Raw genomic sequence first — 19,521 nt, forward strand, 5'->3', positions numbered from 1 at the left:
CCCTCGGGGCCGACAGCGATTCCCTCAGCCGCGCTCGATCCGCCGCAGCACCAGTTCGGTGAGGGCATCGGTCTGGGCCAGCACGCCGTCGGCGAAGGGTATGCCGTGCTCTGCGCTCCGGCGCACCATCCGATCGCGCAGCACACCGTCGGCGATCATCGCGCTGACAGCGATGGTGTCCGCGGCCCGACCGAGCCCCTTCAGCGCTGCCGGCAGGGGGAGGTAGTCGTCGAGTGTGGCGAACGCGTAGGCGCGCTCCGGCGTCAGGCTCATCGTGAGGGAGCGGATGAGGTCGTCCACGGCGTCATGACGGGAGGAGCCGGCGAGGAAGACCACGACCTGGCACTCGCTGCGCTGCGCCAGAAGTTCTTCCAGCGCGCGGGCCAGCAACGGGTCAGGGCCGAGCGCATCGGTGATCCGGACGCATCGACCCGACCCCTCGCTGAGTTCTGTTGCGGCGGCAGGGATGTCCACCCGAGCGTGGAACGCGCGGGTCAGGAGCACAGGGACGAGGGTGATTTCGCCGTCGTGCCCGGCCAGGTCACGGGCTGTCTCGCCAACGCTCGGCCCGTGGTGGTCGAGGTATGCCGCCCGCACCCTCAGATGCGGCGCAGCCGCCGCCACGCGACCCCGCAGCGCCGCGACGTCGCGCGCGTGCCTCGGGTCCGGCGAGCCGTGGGCGAGCAGCACAACATCCTGGCCCGCGGGGGCCGTCTCCGCGGTCACAGGTTCGCGACGCCGAGGGCGAGCAACTCGTCGCGGACGGCGACGACCTCGCCGATGACGATGACCGCCGGTGACCGGACCAGGGCCGCCTCGGCGTCGGCGGCGGCGCGTTCGAGGGTCGTGGTCGTCGTGCGCTGGCGCGGCGTCCAGCCGGATTCGATCAGGGCCACCGGGGTCTGCGGGGCACGACCGGCGGCGATCAGGCCAGTGGCGGTATCCGCGAGCCGGCTGACGCCCATCAGCAGCACGAGGGTTGCGTCCGGAGCGGCCGAACGTGCCGCTGCGAGAACGTGTTCCGGCCCGTCATGCGCTGAGGCCATGACGAAGGACGCCGTGATGCCGCGCTGGGTCACGGGGATGCCGGCGGCCGCGGGGACCGACACCGCGGAGGTCACGCCGGGCACCACCTCGACGGGTATGCCGTGTGCCGCACAGTGCAGCATCTCCTCGCCGCCGCGCCCGAGAATGAAGGGATCGCCGCCTTTGAGCCGAACGACGAGTTGGCCCTCCTTAGCTTCGCGGACGAGGATCTCGTTGATGTCGAACTGTGGCACCGGGTGGTGGCGGGGCGTCTTGCCGACGTTGATCACCTTGGTGCGCTCGGGCAGTTGAGATAGGAGGCCCGTCGCGCCCAGCCGGTCGGTGACGACGACATCCGCCTGGGCCAGCAGGCGGCGTCCCCGGACGGTGATGAGGTCGTCAGCGCCAGGGCCGCCGCCGACCAGGGCAACCCGCCCCTGCGTCGGCGTCGTCGCGGCGGCAGTGCCACGAACCCGGGCAACCGGCAGCTCGCCCGTCTCCATACCGATGAGGATGGCGTCCCGCAGGGCAGTGGATCGGCGGGGGTCTCCCCCACCGGTCACCGCAACCTGGAGGCCGTCGGCGTCTCCCCTGCCGACTCCGACGGCCGGCATCCACGCTGCGGACTTCTCGGAGTCTGCAGCGCGGACGCACCAGATCGCTTCTGCCGCAGCGGCATTCCCGACCCAGTCATCCACGCCGGAGATGCCGGTGGCGGTGTGCACCAACCAGGCTCGCTTGGGCGTGACGAGATCTGCGATATCGAACTCGCGGTCGAACCAGTCGATTTCGCCGCTCGCGGACAGTTCAGTGATGCCTTCCGTCGCGCGCGGTGCGATGACATCGACCAAGGCGCCCGCCGTGAGCAACCGGCGGACTCGACGCTCGGCAACCGGTCCGGCCCCGACGACGAGCACCCGTCGACCAGTGACATCGAGAGTGATGGGATAGTCCGGCGCGCTCATATGTGCAACCCGCATTCGACCTTGTCGGAATTGGCCCACCGTCCGGCTCGAGGGTCCTCGCCCACGCCCACAGGACGGGTGCAGGGAGCGCAACCAATCGAGGCAAAGCCCAGCTCCCGCAACGGATTCAGGAAGACTCCGTGCTCCGCGGCATACCGATCCACCTCATCGTGAGACCAGCCGACCACTGGATTGATCTTGATCATGGAGCGCTTGGCGTCCCACTCGATGAGCTGCGCGTCGGTGCGGGTCGCGGCGTCGGCGCGGCGGACGCCGGTAACCCACGCGGCATACCCCTCGAGCGCGGCGTTGAGCGGCGCGACCTTGCGCATCCGGCAGCACAGGTCTGGATTGCGTGCGTGGAGCCGCTCACCAAAACGAATGTCTTGGCGCGCAACGCTTTCGCGCGGATGGACCGTGCGGATCCGCAGCGGCAGCATCACTTCATACGCATCCCGCGTGCCGAGGGTCTCGGCGAAGTGATAGCCGGTGTCGAGGAAGAAGACGTCGAAGCCAGGCGCCGTGGTGCCCGCCAGATGGAGCAGGATCTCATCGCCCATCGAGCTGGCGATGGTGAGCGAATCGCCATAGGTGTGGTGGGCCCAGGCGAGCACCTCGCGTCCAAGAGCGACCTTGTCCTCGTAGGTCGTGGCCTCCCGCTCCCGGGTGAGAAAGGTCTCGATCTCGTGCGTGAGGTTTTCGGTGGGTATGGCGCTCACCGCAAGTCCTCCTCGTCTGCTCGGTGCGCCCAGACCGCGAAACTTTCACCGGCAGAGCGCTGTTCGAGATATCGGCCGGCGACGCGGTCGATGTAGTCGGGCAGGTCTTCGGCGGCAACCTTCAGCGCGCGGGTCTTGCGGGCGAGGGAGGGCTGGACGCCCAAGCCGCCGCCCAGATGGACCTGGAAGACCTCCTGAAGTTCGTCGTTCTCGTCGCGCTGGACCATGCCCTTGAGGCCGATATCGCCGACCTGGGTGCGCGCGCACGCGTTGGGGCAACCGTTGACGTGAATGCCGAAGGGGACGTCCATCTCCGGGCGGCGGCGCTCCAATTCGACGACGACCTTGCGGGCCCGGTCCTTGGTGTCGGTGAGGCCGAGCTTGCAATACTCGATCCCGGTGCAGGCCAGCACATTTCGGCGATAAACGCTCGGCTTCGCGATCAGGTCGTATGCCGCGAGCTCCTCGATGATCGCCGTCGCATCGGCTTCCTCGATGTCGAGGACGAGCAACTTTTGGTGCGGCGTGAGGCGGATGCGGGTGCTGCCATACCGCTCGGCGAGGTCGGCGACCTCCCGCAGGATGGTGCCGCTGACCCGGCCGGCGATCGGAGCCGTGCCGATCCAGACCTTGCCGTCCTTCTGCTTGTGCACCCCGACGTGATCGCGGTGGCCGTCCGGCGGGGTGACTGGCTCGGGGCCGTCGGGCAGGCTGTAGCCGAGGTACTCGGTCTCGAGGATGTCGCGGAACTTCTCCGGGCCGATATCGGCCATGAGGAACTTCAGGCGGGCGCGGTTGCGGAGGCGGCGGTAGCCATAGTCGCGGAAGATGCCGATGACGCCGGCCCAAACGTCGGGGACCTGCTCCAGCCGGACGAAGGCGCCGAGCCGCTTGGCGAACATCGGTGCCACCGAGAGTCCGCCGCCGACCCACAGGTCGAAGCCCGGCCCCAACTCGGGGTGGTTAACGCCCACGAACGAGACGTCGTTGATCTCGTGGACAACGTCCATGGCAGGCGAGCCGGAAATGGCGGTCTTGAACTTGCGTGGCAGGTTGGAGAACTCGGGGCTGCCGATGTACTTGCTGCGGATCTGCTCGATCGCCCAGGTGCCGTCGACGATCTCGTCCGCCGCGATGCCGGCGACGGGTGAGCCGATGATGACGCGGGGCGCGTCGCCGCAGGCTTCGAGGGTATGCAGTCCCACCCGCTCCAGCCGATCCCAGATCTCCGGGACGTCCTCGATGCCGATCCAGTGCAATTGGATGTTCTGGCGGTCCGAGATGTCCGCGGTGTCGCGGCCGAAGTCGGTGCTGATCTGGCCGATGGTGCGCAGTTGCTCGGTGGAGAGGATGCCGCCGTCGCTGCGGACGCGCATCATGAAGTATTCGGCGTCCAACTCCTCGGGCTCCAGTGTCGCCGTCTGGCCGCCGTCGATGCCCTCCTTGCGCTGGGTATAGAGCCCCATCCACCGGAACCGGCCTCGCAGGTCATCCCCCGGGATGCTGGCGAAGCCCTGCTTGGAGTAGATGTCGATGATGCGCTGGCGCACATTGAGGGCGTCGTCGGCCTGCTTGAGCACTTCGTTGCCGTTGAGCGGCGTGCGGTCCCCGTCCGCCCACGCCCCCGTCTGCTGCGTCCGCGTCGGCCGCTTGATCGTCTCGGTCACGCCGAGAAGAATACTCGGTCGCGTTATGGATTCAATAACGCGACATTATGTGGACGGTCCTGTGTCCTTGAGGCCATCACCACTTCAGCGTCCGCGGTGCGGGTAGCCCACGGAAGGCCTGATCCGCCGTGACCAGTGTGGCTCCTTCGTGAATGGCTTGAGCAGCGAGGAGCCTGTCGAATGGATCGCGATGCGCCCACGGCATTGAGCCCGCGGTGAGGGCGTGGATACTGGTTATGGCTAGCTCCGTCGCCCCGATCTCCCGGATGCGACGTGGCCACGACGCGACCAGGCCTAGGTCATCTAGCTTGCCAACGCGGGTCTTTGTCGCGATTTCCAGCGCAGACACCGCGGAAACAAGGAGCGTGTCGTTGGGGTTAGCTAGGTGTTCACGGACGGCCACCGGAACGCGATGCGGCGCGCCGAGTAGCCAGAGCAGCACATGCGTGTCAAGCAGGTAGTTCACTCCCACTCGGACAGCTCATCTTCGCTCAATGGTGCATCGAAATCATCCGGGACCTCGAACTGCATATTTCCGAACTTCCGGTGAGGCGGAGCCGCTATCGGCACCAGTCGGGCCACCGGCACCTCACCCCGCAAGATCGTCACCTCGCCACCCAGCTCAACCTCGTGGAGCAACCGAGATAGGTGGGTCTTGGCCGATTGGACGGTATGCGTGGTCACGCACCCTAGTCTGGTTGACCAGGTAGCGTTGGTCAACCGCGATTTGCGAGATTGGCTTTACCCTCGCTCCTGGGAAATCAGGCTGAGATCAACCGCGGTGTTTATGCGGACACGTGCCGTGCCACGAAATTAGAGTGATCGCGCTCACGCCAGGGCGATGAGGTCGAGGTAGTCGGGGCCGTAGAGGTCCTCGACGCCATCGGGGAGGAGCAGGATGCGCTCGGGCGAGAGGGCGACAACGGCGCCTTCGTCGTGGGTGACCAGGACGACGGCGCCCTTGTAGGTCGACAACGCCCCCAGGATCTCTTCGCGGGAGGCCGGGTCGAGGTTGTTCGTTGGCTCGTCCAGTAGCAGCACATTCGCGGATGACACGACAAGCAGAGCCAGCGACAAGCGCGTCTTCTCGCCGCCCGACAATACGCGAGCCGGCTTCTCGACGTCATCGCCGACGAAGAGGAACGAGCCCAGCACCTTGCGGACCTCGGTCTCGCCGAGGTCAGGGGCGGCGGACTTCATATTGGCGAGCACGGTGCGCGAGAGGTCGAGGTTCTCATGCTCCTGCGCGTAGTAGCCGATCTTCAGCCCATGCCCGGGCTCGACCTGGCCGGTGTCTGGCTCGTCGATGCCGGCCAGAATCCGCAGGAGGGTCGTCTTTCCTGCGCCATTGAGCCCGAGGACGACGACCTTCGACCCGCGGTCGATGGCCAGGTCGACATCGGTGAAGACCTCCGTTGAGCCATATGACCGTGAGAGCCCCGAGGCGCGTAATGGCGTGCGACCGCACGGCGACGGTTCGGGGAAACGCAGTTTCGCGACGCGGTCGTGCGTCCGCTCCCCCTCGACCCCGGCGAGCATGCGCTCAGCGCGCCGGATCATGTTCTGGGCCGCAGTGGCCTTGGTCGCCTTCGCGCGCATCTTCTCGGCCTGCTCCAACAGAGCAGACGCCTTCTTCTGCGCGTTCGCGTACTCACGCTTGCGCCGCTTCTCGTCGGTCTCGCGCTGCTCGAGGTAGGCCTTCCACCCGACGTTATAGATGTCGATAACCGCCCGATTCGCATCGAGGTGAAAGACCCGATTGACGACGACCTGCAGCAGGTCGACATCGTGCGAAATGACGACCAGTCCGCCGGGATAACCCTTGAGATAGTCGCGCAGCCAGATGATGGAATCGGCATCCAGGTGGTTTGTCGGCTCATCCAGCAGCAGAGTCGAGGCACCGGAAAAGAGAATGCGCGCCAACTCGATTCGGCGCCGCTGGCCACCGGACAGCGTCCCGATTTCCTGATCGAGTTGCTGCTCCGAGAGCCCAAGTGCAGCCGCGATGGACGCGGCCTCGGACTCCGCGGCATACCCACCGGCAGCGGTGAACTCAGCATCCAGGCGGGAGTAGCGGCGCATCGCCTTCTCCCGTGCCTCCTCGGTGGCGGCCGCCATCGCGAACTCGGCCTTGCGCAGATCGCGCACGATGGCGTCGAGCCCGCGGGCGGAAAGTATGCGGTCCCGCCCGGTGACCGTCAGATCGCCTGTCCGCGGATCCTGCGGCAGGTAGCCAACAGACCCAGACGACGTGAAGGTCCCGGCGGCCGGCAGGGACTCCCCCGCCAGCACCTTGGACAGCGTCGTCTTGCCGGCGCCATTGCGCCCCACGAGGCCGACCCGGTCACCAGGATTGATGCGGAAGGTCGCCTCGTCCAACAGGAGTCGGGAGCCGACGCGCAGCTCAAGCTCGCTGACGGCGATCACGGCATACTCCTCGGGCGGCGGGCACGCGGGCGCGCCGCATAACAAACGGGGTCGATTGGGGTGCGTCAGGGAACACGCTGAGCACCCAGCCAGTTAGTCTAGAGCGCCATCACCATGGGGCCGAACCGGCTCCCGGGCCGCGAAAGGTCACCCTGCATGAGTTTCAACGAGAACGTCCAACTGGACACCTCCTCGGTCGGCGGTGGCGGGGGCGGCGGTGGCCGCGGCGGCATGGTCGTCGGCGGTGGCATCCTCGGCCTGATCATCGCGATCTTGACGATGCTGCTCGGCGGCGATCCGAGCCAACTCCCGGGCGGGACCACCCAGGACACCGGGGCGCAAGACGTCAACTCCAGCGCGATCAAGGAACAGTGCAAGACCGGCGCGGACGCCAACAAATATGTCGAGTGCCGCATCGTCGGCACCGTCAACTCGGCCGAAGCCTTCTGGTCGGAGGAATTGCCCCGCTACGGCAAACAGTTCCGCGAGCCGAAGACCATCATCTACACCCAGGCCACCCAGTCGGCGTGTGGCACCGCCTCAAACCAGGTCGGGCCGTTCTACTGCCCGCTCGATGAGTCGATCTACATCGACGCGAGCTTCTTTGACATCCTCGAGCAGCAGTTCGGCTCCTCAACGGGCCCGCTCGCTCAGGAGTATGTCGTCGCGCACGAATACGGCCACCACATCCAGAACGTCCTCGGCTTGCTCGGCCGCGCCCAGCAGGACCCGAAGGGCGAGGACTCCGGTGCCGTGCGCATCGAGTTGATGGCGGACTGCTTCGGCGGCATGTGGGCGCAGCACGCCTCCACCACCAAGGACGCGCAGGGTAACACCTTCCTGAAGCCGCTGACCGAGACCGACATTCGCGACGCCCTGTCGGCTGCTGAGTCCGTCGGTGACGACAACATCCAGGCCAAGACCCAGGGCCGCGTGACGCCCGAGAACTGGACGCACGGCTCGTCCGAGGCCCGTCAGCGCTGGTTCATCCAGGGCATGAAGGCCTCCGACATCAACAAGTGCAACACCTTCAGCGTCAACGACCCCAACACCCAGACCGTCGACAAGCTCTGAGTGACGCGTCGGCCCGCCGGGCTCCCACGAAGCCTCTGCTGATATGGGGGGTGTGTTTGTCAAGGGGCAGGGGTGAGCGCCGCCGGGCTGGCTGCTCGGCGGCGCTCTATTCGTTCTCGGGCTGGGTCCGGGGGGTCGGCGTGTCTGTCGACGGCGCTGTCAGTCTGATATGCGCGGGTTGGTTACCGCAGGACGGTGCTTCGAAGGGAGCCTTGCCACGGGTCTAAGAGCGAGCGTGGCCGCGGGGGCTGCTCAGAGCAGAATCGTGGGGTGCTCCCGGCGCTACCGGGTTCCCGGATCGGGTTGGGCGAGAACGAAACGCGTGGCGGACGTTAGTCCATGACGGCCAACGCCCAGGCGTGTCCGGCGAGTTCACGGGCGACCGCGACGACCGCGGTGGTGCGCTTCTTCTTCCGCGCCTCGAATGCTGCCCAGCGACCATTGAGGCGTCGGTTCGCCTGGTCAGCTCGGGCGACCACCGGGCCGGGTGCTTTGGCCCAGCGGGCTTGGAGCGCTGGACCGGGCCGGTACGGCTTCTTGTGGTGCCACGCCGCCTCCACCAGCAGCCGGCGGGCGTGGCTGTTCCCGGTCTTGGTGATCCCGCCCTGAGCACGCGAGGCGCCGCTGGAGTACTCGCTGGGCACGAGCCCGAGATACGACCCGATCCGGGCACCGGTCAACCGGTCCCAGTCCCCGATCTCGACCACGAGCGCCAGCCCGGTGATCAGGTCGATCCCGCGCAGGCAACACAGGCGGGTCACCAGGTCTGAAAACTCGCCTTCTAGCGCGGCCTGGCGGATCCGGACATCCAACGCGTCACGACGCTGTTTAGCCTGCATCATCCCGGTGTACGCGTCCTCGAAGGCCGCCGCGAGCCCCGGCCCGCCCGAGCGCTGGAACTCACGCCACTGCTGACGCAGCCACAGATCATGCGCGACCGTCCAGGTCGTCGCCCCCGGATACAGCAGCCCCTGCCGTAACAGCATCTTCGAGAGCCGCTGCCGCCCCGCCTGCAACACCCCGCGCACGTCCTCACGAGCCCGCACCAACTCCCGGGCATCCTCGACCGCGACACTGGGCACCACGACCTGCGTCACCTCACCCAAATGCAGCATCCGCGCCAGCAACAACGCATCCCGACGATCGGTCTTGACCCGATCACCCGGAGCCCGTAACAACTTCGACGAGGCCGCCACCGACGCCGTCACCCCGGCCGCCGTCAACGCCCGATACAACCCGAACCCCGTCGGACCCGACTCATACACCGTCGCCACCGGCCCCGGGAGCTCGCCCAGCCACGCCAGCAACGGATCCACCTCATGCGGCCCGCCGAACCGGGCCTGCCACACCTGACCCGTCGCACCATCCAACGCCGCCGCTACCACCGACCGCGCATGCACATCCAAACCCACACTCGTACGATGACCACTCACCGGGGCCTCCCACATTGTCGGATAGGCCGAGCCGAGAAACCCTCCGCTCGGTAACCCACGAGCGTTGTGCGCGAGGCCCCGGCCCGCAACCCCCAACCCGGGGGCACCCCCATACCGTCTAGCAGAGGTTAGTCGACCCCGCCGACCCCGGCCGCCAGCACGGCGGGGCGCAGGTCGGCAGGGGGCGGGGACCAGGTGGCCGGGTCGGCGGCGACCTGATCGCCGGAGCGGATGTCCTTGACCTGGTCGCCGTCGTCGCGGGGGAACCAGACGTAAGGGATGCCGCGGCGGTCGGCATACCGGATCTGCTTGCCGAATTTGTCCGCCTTCGGCGCGACCTCGCAGGGTATGCCGCGGGCCCGCAGCGCGGTCGCGATGGCCGTGGAGTTGGCCCGCCCGGCCTCGTCGTTGACGGCGACGAGCACGGCCGCCGGGGTGGAGCGGGAGGCGCTGAGTTCGCCGGCGCCGAAGAGCAGCCCGAGGATGCGGGTGACCCCGATCGAGATGCCGACCCCGGGGTATGTCGTGCGGCCGTCGGAGGCGAGGGCGTCATAGCGGCCGCCCGCGCTCACGGTGCCCCAATCCTCGCGCCCGACCAATTGCACCTCATAGACGGTGCCCGTGTAGTAGTCGAGGCCGCGGGCGATCTTCAGATCGGCCACCACCTTGCCCGGCGCATTCGCGGCAGCGAACTCGACGACCTGCGCCAGCGACTCCAGCCCCTCGTCGAGCATCGGATTCGACACGCCGAGCGTGCGAACCTGCTCAACGAAGGAGGTGTCGACGCTACTGATCTGCGCCAGCCGCAGGCAGCCGTCGGCCTGCTCGGCCGTCAGGCCACGCTCCAGGAGCAGCGCACGTACCGCCTCAGCACCAATCTTGTCCAGCTTGTCGACCGCGCGCAGCGTGCCCTGCAAGTCCTTGATGCCCAGCCCGGCATAGAAGCCATTGGCGAGCTTGCGGTTGTTGACCCGGATGACGAACTCACCGATTGGGAACTTCGCGAAGACATCGGCGATCACCAGCGGCATCTCGGCCTCGAAGTGCGGCGCCAACGCCCCGACATCGACGACATCGATGTCCGCTTGCGTGAACTCCCGATACCGCCCTTCCTGGGGCCGCTCGCCGCGCCACGACTTCTGGATCTGATAGCGGCGGAACGGAAATTCCAGGGTCCCGGCATTCTCGAGGACATAGCGCGCAAAGGGCACGGTCAGGTCGAAGTGCAGCCCCCACTTCGCGTCGCTCGCGCCGTCGGCCAGGCGCTGCACGCCATAAATTTCCTTATCCGCGTCTTCGCCCTGGCTCGCAAGCCGCTCGACCGGCTCGATGGAGCGGGTCTCGATCGAGGCGAAACCGTGAAGCTCGAAGGTCTCCCGGATGACGTCGAGGAAGCGTTGTTCGACGATGCGCTGGGCGGGGGAGTACTCCGGGAAACCGGAAATCGGGGCGATCTTGCTCACGGGCGCAATCCTCGCAAATACGGATTGGTGGCGCGCTCCCTTTCCATCGTGGTCGCCGGGCCGTGGCCGGGCAGCAGCAGGGTGGAGTCGGGCAGCGGATAGACCACTTCGCGCAGCGAGTTCTGCATCGCCACGTCGCTGCCGCCATGCAGGTCGGTGCGCCCGATCGCGCCGGCGAACAGGACGTCACCGGTGAGCATCGTGCGATCCAGGCCCTCGGGTATGCCGCCCGGCACCGCCTCGATCCCGAACATCACTGAGCCCTCGGTGTGGCCGGGGGCATGCAGGGTGCGCAGGTCGATCCCGGCAATGCTGACTCGCTCGTCATCTCCGACCGTGACGACCTCGCTCGGCTCGCTCCACGTCGCCTTCGCGCCGAACTGCTGCTCAAAGGCCAACACGAGCATGGGGTCGAGCAAGCGGATCGGGTCCTGGAGGCGATAGCGGTCCTGCTCGTGGATGTATGCCGGAAGCACCGCGGGAGCCTCGCCACCGCATACCGGAGTGACGGAATAGACGTGGTCCAGGTGGCCGTGGGTCAGGAGCACGGCGGCGGGACGCAATCGGTGTTCGGCGAAGACCGCTTGCAGGCTATCGAGCACCCCGATGCCCGGATCGACGACCAGGCACTCCTGACCGGGGGCTGTGGCGATGACATAGCAATTGGTCGCGAAGGCGGCCGCCGGGAAGCTCAACATGAACACGAGGCCCGACCCTATCCGGCGGTTATCGCGCGGTCGTGCCCGCGCGGCTCCATACACTGTGGCGCGTGACGAAGGAGCAGGAGCGCGCTCGGGCCAAGCGGCGGTATGAACGTCAGCAGGCCAATCTGGTGCGCCAAGAGGCGGAACGTAAGAGGAATGCGCAGGTCGCGGCGGTGGTGGTCGCGCTGCTTGCGGTCATCGGCGGCTTCATTCTGCTGGCCGGAAAACTGGGCAAGGACGACAAGTCCGCTGGCGCCTCGTCCTCCTCGACCTCAGCGGCCCCTGCCTCGCTCGCGGCCGGCTGCACGGCTCCTCCCGCGGTGCCGAATACCGAGGGCAAGCTGAGCGCGCCGAGCGCGGATGAGGTGAGCGCTGTGACGGGCAAGACCGTCGTCGCCCAGCTGGAAACCAACTGCGGCACAATCGAACTCACGCTGGACGGGGCCAAGGCACCCAAGACCGTGGCGTCCTTCGTCCAACTAGCGCAGGTCGGCTATTGGAAGGATGCGCCCTGCCACCGGCTCACGGTGCAAGGCATCTTCGTTCTGCAGTGCGGCGACCCCACCGGAGGCGGTTCGGGCAATCCTGGGTACGGCTACGGGATCGAGAACCCGCCGGCTGACGGCACGTATCCGCGAGGCACGGTCGCCATGGCACGAACCGATGACCCGAACAGCAATGGCGGTCAATACTTCATCGTCTACAAGGATTCCGACCTGCCGACCGATGGCGGCGGCTACTCCATATTCGGAACCGTCACGGCGGGGATGGATATTGTGGACAAGATCGCCGCGGGCGGGGTTGGAACGGACGGCGTCGCGCCGGCGCTGCCGATCAGTACGCTCTCGGTGACGACCGAAACGAAGGGCTGAGCAGTGACCGACAACCCGAGCACCCCGGGTGCCGAGCCGACCGACCCGACCCCAGAGGTCGAGCTGACCGCGCCCGCAGAGCCCGCCGTCGAGGCGGAATCATCCACCGCGGCACTGGCAGAGGACACGGTCGAGGGCGCCGCTGCACAGCCGACGGCCGAGGCATCGGTCACCGATTTCGTTGTTGAGGAGCCCGAGGCAGCACCCGAGGCCGATGTGAACTCTGCCGAGCCGGTGGCCGAGGAAGCGCCCGACGAGGAGCCGGTCGCGCAGGAAGCGCCCGACGAGGAGCCGGTCGCGCAGGCGTCCGAGGCCCAGGCCCCACCACCGGCCGCCGCCCCCGCGGCGCCCAGCCCGAAGATGTTCGCGGCCCGACCCAAGCCACCGGCCGCGTCCGTGGTCCAGGCCCACACCCCGTCGGATTCGGCGCGCTTCGGCCGCGTCGGCGAGGACGGCACGGTCTATGTCCGCGATGGCGAGGGCGAGCGGGCCGTCGGGTCCTATCCCGGCGCGGGGGCGGACGACGCACTGCAGTACTTCGCCCGGAAGTATGACGAGTTGTATGCCGCCGCCGACCTGCTGCACCAACGCGCCGGACTGCCGGAGGTCACGAGCAAGGATCTCGCCGAGGGCCTATCGGGCCTGCGGACGCACATCGGCGAGGCCAATGTCGTCGGCGACCTCGCCGCCTTGAACACCCTTGTCGAGGGTGTCGAGTCCCAGATCAGCGTCCGCCGCGAAACCGAATCCGCCGCCCGCGCTGCCGCCCGAGCCGAAGCGCTGACCGTGCGCGAAGGACTGGTCAGCGAGGCTGAGGCGATTGCCGCGCAGCCGCTGGAGAAGGTCCAGTGGAAGACCTCAAGTGCCACCATGCGCTCCCTCCTGGACTCGTGGAAGGAGCAGCAGCGCTCGGGCGCCCGGTTGGACAAGGAGTCCGAGGCGGCCTTGTGGCAGCGCTTCTCCAAGGCGCGCAACTCCTTCGACAAGGCCCGGCGCAGCCACTTCGCCGAGGTCGAGGCGACCCGCGGCGCCGCCAAGGGCGCGAAGGAGAAGCTGGTCGCCGAGGCCGAGAAGCTCTCGACCAGCACCGACTGGGCCCCGACAGCAGGCGCCTTCAAGCGGCTGATGGACCAGTGGCGCGTCGCGGGGCGTGCCTCGCGGTCCGAGGACGACGCCCTTTGGGCCCGTTTCAAGGCCGCCCAGGACAGCTTCTTCGCGGCCAAGGACCAGGTCGTTGCGGCCGAGGACGAGGAATTCCGCAAGAACCTCGATGTCAAGCTGGGCCTGCTCGCCGAAGCCGAGAAGCTGCTTCCGGTGACCAATCTGGAGTCGGCGAAGTCCGCACTGCGCGGCATCCAAGACCGTTGGGAGGCCGCCGGCAAGGTGCCGCGCGCCGACATCGAGCGCACCGAAAAGGGCCTGCGCCGCATCGAGGCCGCGATCCGCGAGGCCGAGGACAAGAAGTGGCGCCGGACCAATCCGGAAGTCACCGCCCGAGCCCAGTCGCTCGCCACCCAGTTGGAGGCTTCGGTCGCCAAACTGGAGACCGATCTCGCCGATGCCCAGGCCAAGGGCAATGCCAAGAAGATCGCCGACGTGCAGGCCAAGTTGGATGCACAGCGCGCCTGGCTCGACCAAGCTCGCGGCGGTCTGGCCGAGTTCGGCTAAGCCCACCTCGCCCCGCCGGGTCCAGTCATGCTAGGTGCGACAACAGACCCGCTGGATCGGGCCCTGCGGGACTGGCTGACCCACCTCGACGTCGAGCGCGGGCTCAGTCGGCATACCCTCGCCGCGTATCAGCGCGATGTGTCGCGCTATGTGGCACGCCTGAACGCCCTGGGCATCACCGACCCCGCCCACGTGACCAGCGCCCACGTCAGCGATCACCTCGCGGCTTTGCGCACCGGCGACGAGGACCACCCGCCGCTCGCCGCCTCCTCCTCCGCCCGCGCGCTGATCGCGGTCCGCGCCTTCCACCGCTTCCTCGCGATCGAGGGGGACCTGAGCGCTGACCCGGCCAAGCCCATCGTCCCTCCGCGCGCCGCACTGCGCCTGCCCAAAGCCATCCCGCTGGATCAGGTCGAGGCCCTCCTCGACGCGGCCGCCGTGGGGGACACCCCGGCCGCCCTGCGCGACCGGGCGGTCCTGGAGGTCCTGTATGGCGCGGGCGCCCGCGTCTCCGAGGTCGTCACTCTTGATGTGGACGACCTGGACCGGGACGGGGAGATCCTGCGGCTGCGCGGCAAGGGCGAGAAGGAACGGATCGTTCCGCTTGGGTCGTATGCCGCCGTCGCCCTCGACGCCTATCGCACCCGCGCACGTCCGGCCCTCGCGGTCCAGGGCCGCGGCACCCCTGCCCTCTTCCTCAACCAGCGCGGCGGCCGGCTGACCCGGCAAGGCATCTGGGGCCTGCTCAAGGCCGCCGCCGACCGGGCCGGCCTGGGGGAGGCGATCTCTCCGCATACCCTCCGGCACTCCTTCGCCACCCATCTGCTGGAGGGCGGCGCGGACGTGCGGATCGTCCAGGAACTGCTCGGCCACGCCTCGGTCACAACCACGCAGATCTACACCAAGGTGACGATCGCCCAGTTGCGGGAGGTGTATGCCGGGAGCCACCCACGCGCCCGCTGAGCGCGAGCGGCCTAGTTGATAAGGTCACCGGGTGGAGCAAACCGAGCAGCATCTGCCCGGCACCGAGGACGCCGAGATCGGCCAGTACGGTCCGACCGGGCGCCGGCTTCCCGCCTTCCCCGCGCCTGCGCCGCTGACCAGCCACGGTCCGGCCCGCGTCATCGCCTTGTGCAACCAAAAGGGCGGCGTTGGCAAGACGACGACGACGATCAACCTCGGCGCGGCGCTGGCCGAATATGGCCGCAAGGTCTTGCTCGTCGACTTCGACCCGCAAGGCGCGCTCTCGGTTGGCTTGGGCGTCAACAGCAACGACCTCGACGTCACGATCTACAACCTGCTGATCGAGCGCGGGCACGACATCCGCGAAGTCATCCAGCACACGCGCACGCCCAATATCGACATCGTCCCCGCGAATATCGACCTCTCCGCGGCCGAGGTCCAGCTCGTCGGCGAGGTCGCCCGCGAGCAAGTCCTGACCCGCGTGCTGCGCCCGGTCATGGACGACTACGACGTCATCCTCATCGACTGCCAGCCCTCGCTCGGGCTGCTCACCGTCAACGCCCTGACGGCCGCGCACGGCGTGCTCATCCCGCTGGAGACCGAATATTTCGCGATGCGCGGCGTCGCCCTGCTCGTGGAGACGATCGAAAAGATCATCGACCGGCTCAATCCTCGCCTGCAGATCGACGGCATCCTCGCGACGATGTATGACGGGCGCACCCTGCACTCGCGCGAGGTCGTGGAGTCGGTGGTGGCCCACTTCGGGGACCAGGTGCTGCATACCGTCATCTCCCGGACGGTGAAGTTCCCGGACGCGACCCTGGCGGCCGAACCCATCACGAGCTATGCCAGCGCACACTCGGGCGCCAATGCCTACCGTCAACTCGCCCGCGAGTTGATCGCCCGCGGCAGCGCCCCCTAGAGGCCGCGCCGGTGAGCCAGTCCCTCCTGCCCACGCAGGCCTATGACGCGCAGGCCGTGCCGGGCGGGGTCATCACGCGCCGAGCTCCGCAGAACTCTTTCTCGGTGCACCTCGACAATTTCGAGGGACCCTTCGATCTGCTGCTCGGCCTGATCGCCAAACACAAACTCGATATCACCGAGATCGCGCTGGCCAAGGTCACCGATGAGTTCCTCGCGCACCTGCGCACGATGCGCGAGGGCGGCGACTGGGATCTCGATCAGGCCAGCGAGTTCCTGCTGGTCGCGGCGACCTTGCTGGATCTGAAGGCGGCCCGGCTGCTGCCGCAATTGGATCCCGAGGACGAGGAGGATCTCGCGCTCATCGAGGCTCGGGACCTGCTTTTCGCCCGGCTGCTGCAATATCGCGCTTTCAAGCACATCGCCCACGACTTCGAGGAGCGTCTCGCGGTCAACCGCGCCATGGTGGCCCGTCGGGCCGGCATCGACCCGCGGTATGCCGCCCTGCTGCCCGAACTCGTCCTTGGCATCACCCCCGAACAATTGGCGATGGTCGCGGCCCGGGCCCTGACCCCCAAGGCCGCGCCGACGGTCGGACTCGACCACTTGCACGCCCCAGCCGTCAGCGTCCAAGAACAGGCGGCCATCATCGGCATGCGGCTGCGACGCGCCCAGGTGGCGACCTTCCGCACCCTGGTCGCCGATGCCGAGTCGACCCTGGTCATCGTAGCGCGCTTCCTCGCGGTGCTGGAGCTTTATCGCGAGGCGAGCATCGCCTTCGAGCAAGCAGAAGCCTTGGGGGAGTTGACGATTCGCTGGACAGGCAGCGATGAGGGCGAGATCTCCGTGAGCGACGAATTCGACGACATCCCCGCCGAACCGGCGAGGAAGGACCAGTCATGACGCAGGACCCGGTGCCTCCGGAGGAGACCGACGACGGACCGCTGGCTTTGGACATCGACGCCATGCCCGGCGGTGCGAAGGCGGCCATCGAGGCCATCCTCATGGTCACCGACGAGCCAGTGACCCCGGTCGCCCTCGCGACCGCCCTGGAGGTGACGCTCGAGCAGGTGCTGGGCCACCTCGCCACCTTGGAGCAGGAGTATGCGGACCGCGGCTTCGCCCTGCGCGAGGTCGCCGGCGGCTGGCGGATCTACAGCCGCCCAGAGTATGCCGCGGCCGTCGAGCGCTTCATCCTCGAGGGCGCGACCGCCAAGCTGACGCAGGCCTCCCTGGAGACCTTGGCCGTCGTGGCCTACCGCCAACCGATTTCCCGGGGACGGATCGGAGCGGTACGTGGGGTCAATGTCGATGGCGTCGTGCGCACTCTGCTTGCCCGCGGCCTGATCGAAGAGGTTGGGTCGGAGCCGGAGTCCGGTGCCTTGCTCTATGGCACCACGGGATACTTCCTCGAACGACTCGGCCTGCGTGATCTGGCCGAGCTGCCCGCATTGGCCCCCTATCTGCCCGAGGTGGATGTCTTGGACGAACTCGCCGAACAGGGACGCGCATGACGCCCCCGAAGCCCCGCGGCGGCGGTAGCAGCAGTGGCGGCGGTGGTCGCGGCGGCAGCAGCGGCGCCGGTGGCCGCGGTGCGCGCGGTGGCCGGTCCGGAGGGCCGAGCGGCGGGACGGGCGGCATACCCGGGCGGCGGCGGGGACCACAGCATGCCGGGACGACCAAGAAGAGCCAGCCGACCCGCATACCCAAGGAGCCGGCACGGCCGCAGATCGATGTGCACGATCCGGAGGGCATCCGACTGCAAAAGCTGCTCGCCGCGTGCGGGATCGGCTCGCGCCGAGCCTGCGAGCAGCTGATCAGCGAGGGTCGGGTCGAGGTCGACGGGCAGATCGTCACGGAGCTCGGCGTGCGGGTCGATCCGTCGCGTCAGCTGATCCATGTCGACGGAGTGCGGGTCCAGACCGACCCGGAGAAGGTCTATCTCGCCTTCAACAAGCCACTCGGCGTCGTCACGACGATGCAGGACGATCTCGGCCGGCCGTGCGTCGGGGACTATGTCGCGGGCCGCCGCGAGCGACTCTTCCACGTCGGTCGGCTCGATGCGGACACCGAAGGCCTGCTGCTGCTCACCAATGACGGTGAGCTCGCCAACCGGCTGGCCCACCCGTCCTATGGCGTGCTGAAGACCTATGTCGCGCAAATTCCCGGCCCGGTGCCGCGCGATCTCGGCAAGCAATTGCGCGCCGGGGTGGAGTTGGACGACGGGCCCGCAAGCGTCGACAGCTTCAAGCTCGTGGATTCCTTCCCCGGCAAGGCGGTCGTCGAGGTGGTGCTGCACGAGGGTCGCAATCACATCGTGCGGCGCCTGCTCGAGGCCGTTGGCCACCCGGTCGTCGCGCTGGCGCGCACCGAGTTCGGTCCGGTGCGGCTCGGGGCGACCAAGGCCGGCAAGTTCCGCGCCCTCAGTGCCCAGGAGATCAGCGCGCTGTATGACGCGGTGGGTCTGTGAGCGCTGAGCGCCGGCGGCTGCCTGCGCCTGTGCTGCCGCAGCGCGTGCACATCATCGGCTCAGGCCTGATCGGCACCAGTTTGGCCATGGCCCTCGTGCGGGCCGGGGTCGTTGTCAGCGTCGCCGACGCCTCGCCGACCAATGAGGCGCTGGCCTCGGACTTAAGCGGTGCCCGCCTCGGGGCGGGCGATCCGGTCGACCTGGTCGTCGTCGCGACTCCGCCGGATGTGACGGCGCAGGTCATCACGGCCGCGCTGGCCGAGTGGCCGAATGCGGTGGTCACCGATGTCGCGTCGGTCAAGGAGATCGTGCAGGCCGAGCTCGTGGCCACCGGCGTGCAGGGCCTGGAGAGGTATGTCGGTGGGCACCCGATGGCCGGTCGAGAGCGGTCCGGGGCGATCGCGGCACGGATCGACCTTTTCGAGGGGCGCCCCTGGGTCGTGACTGCTGGGGAGGCGAGCAGCGACGAGGCCGTCGCGCTGGTGCGCGGCATCGCCGAGGCGACCGGTGCGGTCGTCCGCCTGCTCACACCCGCCGAGCATGACGCCGCGGTGGCCGCGGTCTCGCATGTTCCGCAGGTCGCCGCGAGCCTGGTCGCCGCTCGGCTCGCCGACCTCAGCGAGGACGCCGTCGGCCTGTCCGGAACCGGGATTCGCGATGTCACCCGCATCGCAGCGAGCGATCCGGTGCTGTGGACGCAGATCCTCACCGGCAACGCACGGGCCGTGGCTGAGGTGCTGCGGGGCCTCGCCGACGACCTCGGACAGGTCGTCGCCGCCCTCGACGACCTGGCCACGGGCACCAGCGCCGACGGCCGGATCGAGGCTCCCGGCGCGCGGGCGGTGCTCGCCACGGCGATCGCGAAAGGCAATACCGGCCACGCGCGGATCCCGGGCAAGCACGGGGCCGCGCCCGCGGCATACAGCATCGTCACCGTCTTGATCCCGGACCAACCTGGCCAGCTCGGGCGGCTCTTCCAGGATGTCGGCGACGCCGGCATCAACCTCGAAGAGCTCAACCTCGAGCACAACCTCGGTCAGCCCTTCGGGCAACTCGAACTCTCCGTCCTGCCGGCCGTCGCCGGCGAATTGGCGCAATGGCTCACCGGGCGTGGCTGGCGCATTCATGCCTGAGCCCGACCACTACGCT

At 68.1% G+C, this 19,521-nt stretch carries 19 protein-coding genes; 9 read left to right on the top strand and 10 right to left on the bottom strand.

Going from position 1 to position 19,521, the window contains the following annotated elements; translation table 11 throughout:
* Positions 1 to 24 precede the first annotated feature (24 nt).
* The 7 genes from ABD225_RS03970 to ABD225_RS04000 form a co-directional block, all read right to left on the bottom strand.
* Positions 25 to 726, bottom strand: a complete 702-nt coding sequence (locus ABD225_RS03970; protein WP_344081614.1) for a sirohydrochlorin chelatase — start codon at positions 724 to 726, stop codon at positions 25 to 27.
* The gene (cobA, locus tag ABD225_RS03975) at positions 723 to 1,991 is read right to left on the bottom strand and encodes a uroporphyrinogen-III C-methyltransferase (protein WP_344081617.1); all 1,269 of its coding nucleotides are present in this window, start codon (positions 1,989 to 1,991) and stop codon (positions 723 to 725) included. Before cobA ends, ABD225_RS03970 begins: the two co-directional genes overlap by 4 nt.
* Positions 1,988 to 2,710, bottom strand: a complete 723-nt coding sequence (locus ABD225_RS03980) for a phosphoadenylyl-sulfate reductase (RefSeq protein ID WP_344081619.1) — start codon at positions 2,708 to 2,710, stop codon at positions 1,988 to 1,990. The genes cobA and ABD225_RS03980 overlap by 4 nt, the downstream gene beginning before the upstream one ends.
* Positions 2,707 to 4,377: a nitrite/sulfite reductase gene (locus ABD225_RS03985; protein ID WP_425564329.1), complete on the bottom strand. Its 1,671-nt coding sequence runs from the start codon at positions 4,375 to 4,377 to the stop codon at positions 2,707 to 2,709. Before ABD225_RS03985 ends, ABD225_RS03980 begins: the two co-directional genes overlap by 4 nt.
* A 76-nt stretch (positions 4,378 to 4,453) precedes the next feature.
* Positions 4,454 to 4,849 (bottom strand): type II toxin-antitoxin system VapC family toxin, encoded by a 396-nt coding sequence (locus tag ABD225_RS03990; protein ID WP_344081622.1) that lies wholly within the window; start codon positions 4,847 to 4,849, stop codon positions 4,454 to 4,456.
* Positions 4,840 to 5,061, bottom strand: coding sequence for a type II toxin-antitoxin system Phd/YefM family antitoxin (locus ABD225_RS03995; RefSeq protein ID WP_344081625.1), 222 nt, complete (start codon positions 5,059 to 5,061; stop codon positions 4,840 to 4,842). The genes ABD225_RS03990 and ABD225_RS03995 overlap by 10 nt, the downstream gene beginning before the upstream one ends.
* Positions 5,062 to 5,205: 144 nt before the next feature.
* Complete coding sequence (locus tag ABD225_RS04000) at positions 5,206 to 6,804, bottom strand: ABC-F family ATP-binding cassette domain-containing protein (protein WP_344081628.1); 1,599 nt, start codon at positions 6,802 to 6,804, stop codon at positions 5,206 to 5,208.
* A 156-nt stretch (positions 6,805 to 6,960) separates the two neighbouring features.
* On the opposite strand from ABD225_RS04000, the gene ypfJ reads away from it, so the two are divergent.
* Entirely contained in the window at positions 6,961 to 7,878 is a 918-nt protein-coding gene (gene ypfJ, locus ABD225_RS04005; RefSeq protein ID WP_344081631.1) for a KPN_02809 family neutral zinc metallopeptidase, read from the top strand.
* Positions 7,879 to 8,210: 332 nt separating this feature from the next.
* Here ypfJ and ABD225_RS04010 read toward each other — a convergent pair whose 3' ends face one another.
* From ABD225_RS04010 to ABD225_RS04020, 3 genes are all read right to left on the bottom strand, one after another.
* Positions 8,211 to 9,290: an IS110 family RNA-guided transposase gene (locus ABD225_RS04010; protein WP_344081634.1), complete on the bottom strand. Its 1,080-nt coding sequence runs from the start codon at positions 9,288 to 9,290 to the stop codon at positions 8,211 to 8,213.
* Positions 9,291 to 9,439: 149 nt separating this feature from the next.
* On the bottom strand, positions 9,440 to 10,774 hold the full coding sequence (hisS, locus tag ABD225_RS04015; RefSeq protein ID WP_344081637.1) for a histidine--tRNA ligase: 1,335 nt from the start codon (positions 10,772 to 10,774) through the stop codon (positions 9,440 to 9,442).
* Positions 10,771 to 11,478, bottom strand: coding sequence for an MBL fold metallo-hydrolase (locus ABD225_RS04020; RefSeq protein ID WP_344081640.1), 708 nt, complete (start codon positions 11,476 to 11,478; stop codon positions 10,771 to 10,773). Before ABD225_RS04020 ends, hisS begins: the two co-directional genes overlap by 4 nt.
* 65 nt (positions 11,479 to 11,543) lie before the next feature.
* Between ABD225_RS04020 and ABD225_RS04025 the strand changes: the two genes are divergently transcribed.
* From ABD225_RS04025 to ABD225_RS04060, 8 genes are read left to right on the top strand one after another with little or no spacing between them, the layout of a single operon-like run.
* Positions 11,544 to 12,350: a peptidylprolyl isomerase gene (locus tag ABD225_RS04025; RefSeq protein WP_344081643.1), complete on the top strand. Its 807-nt coding sequence runs from the start codon at positions 11,544 to 11,546 to the stop codon at positions 12,348 to 12,350.
* Between the two features lie 3 nt (positions 12,351 to 12,353).
* Positions 12,354 to 14,018 carry a DUF349 domain-containing protein gene (locus ABD225_RS04030; protein ID WP_344081646.1) on the top strand — a complete coding sequence of 555 codons (1,665 nt, stop codon included), beginning with the start codon at positions 12,354 to 12,356 and terminating at the stop codon, positions 14,016 to 14,018.
* A 27-nt stretch (positions 14,019 to 14,045) separates the two neighbouring features.
* Positions 14,046 to 14,981, top strand: coding sequence for a site-specific tyrosine recombinase XerD (gene xerD, locus ABD225_RS04035; protein ID WP_344081649.1), 936 nt, complete (start codon positions 14,046 to 14,048; stop codon positions 14,979 to 14,981).
* A 31-nt stretch (positions 14,982 to 15,012) separates the two neighbouring features.
* Positions 15,013 to 15,903, top strand: a complete 891-nt coding sequence (locus ABD225_RS04040) for a ParA family protein (protein ID WP_344081652.1) — start codon at positions 15,013 to 15,015, stop codon at positions 15,901 to 15,903.
* 11 nt (positions 15,904 to 15,914) lie between these two features.
* Positions 15,915 to 16,805, top strand: coding sequence for a segregation and condensation protein A (locus tag ABD225_RS04045; protein ID WP_344081655.1), 891 nt, complete (start codon positions 15,915 to 15,917; stop codon positions 16,803 to 16,805).
* Positions 16,802 to 17,416 (top strand): SMC-Scp complex subunit ScpB, encoded by a 615-nt coding sequence (gene scpB, locus ABD225_RS04050; protein ID WP_344081658.1) that lies wholly within the window; start codon positions 16,802 to 16,804, stop codon positions 17,414 to 17,416. Before ABD225_RS04045 ends, scpB begins: the two co-directional genes overlap by 4 nt.
* A complete protein-coding gene (locus tag ABD225_RS04055; RefSeq protein ID WP_344081661.1) occupies positions 17,413 to 18,372 on the top strand; it encodes a pseudouridine synthase in 960 nt (319 codons plus the stop codon). The genes scpB and ABD225_RS04055 overlap by 4 nt, the downstream gene beginning before the upstream one ends.
* On the top strand, positions 18,369 to 19,505 hold the full coding sequence (locus ABD225_RS04060; RefSeq protein ID WP_344081663.1) for a prephenate dehydrogenase: 1,137 nt from the start codon (positions 18,369 to 18,371) through the stop codon (positions 19,503 to 19,505). The genes ABD225_RS04055 and ABD225_RS04060 overlap by 4 nt, the downstream gene beginning before the upstream one ends.
* Positions 19,506 to 19,521 lie beyond the last annotated feature (16 nt).

The sequence above is a fragment of the Nostocoides veronense genome (assembly GCF_039531185.1).
GTDB classification, from domain to species: domain Bacteria; phylum Actinomycetota; class Actinomycetes; order Actinomycetales; family Dermatophilaceae; genus Nostocoides_A; species Nostocoides_A veronense.

Bases quoted from the DNA above. Each gene is read 5' to 3' on its own strand.
- cobA (WP_344081617.1), bottom strand. From the start codon at position 1,991: ATGAGCGCGCCGGACTATCCCATCACTCTCGATGTCACTGGTCGACGG.
- ypfJ (WP_344081631.1), top strand. From the start codon at position 6,961: ATGAGTTTCAACGAGAACGTCCAACTGGACACCTCCTCGGTCGGCGGT.
- ABD225_RS04055 (WP_344081661.1), top strand. From the start codon at position 17,413: ATGACGCCCCCGAAGCCCCGCGGCGGCGGTAGCAGCAGTGGCGGCGGT.
- xerD (WP_344081649.1), top strand. From the start codon at position 14,046: ATGCTAGGTGCGACAACAGACCCGCTGGATCGGGCCCTGCGGGACTGG.
- scpB (WP_344081658.1), top strand. From the start codon at position 16,802: ATGACGCAGGACCCGGTGCCTCCGGAGGAGACCGACGACGGACCGCTG.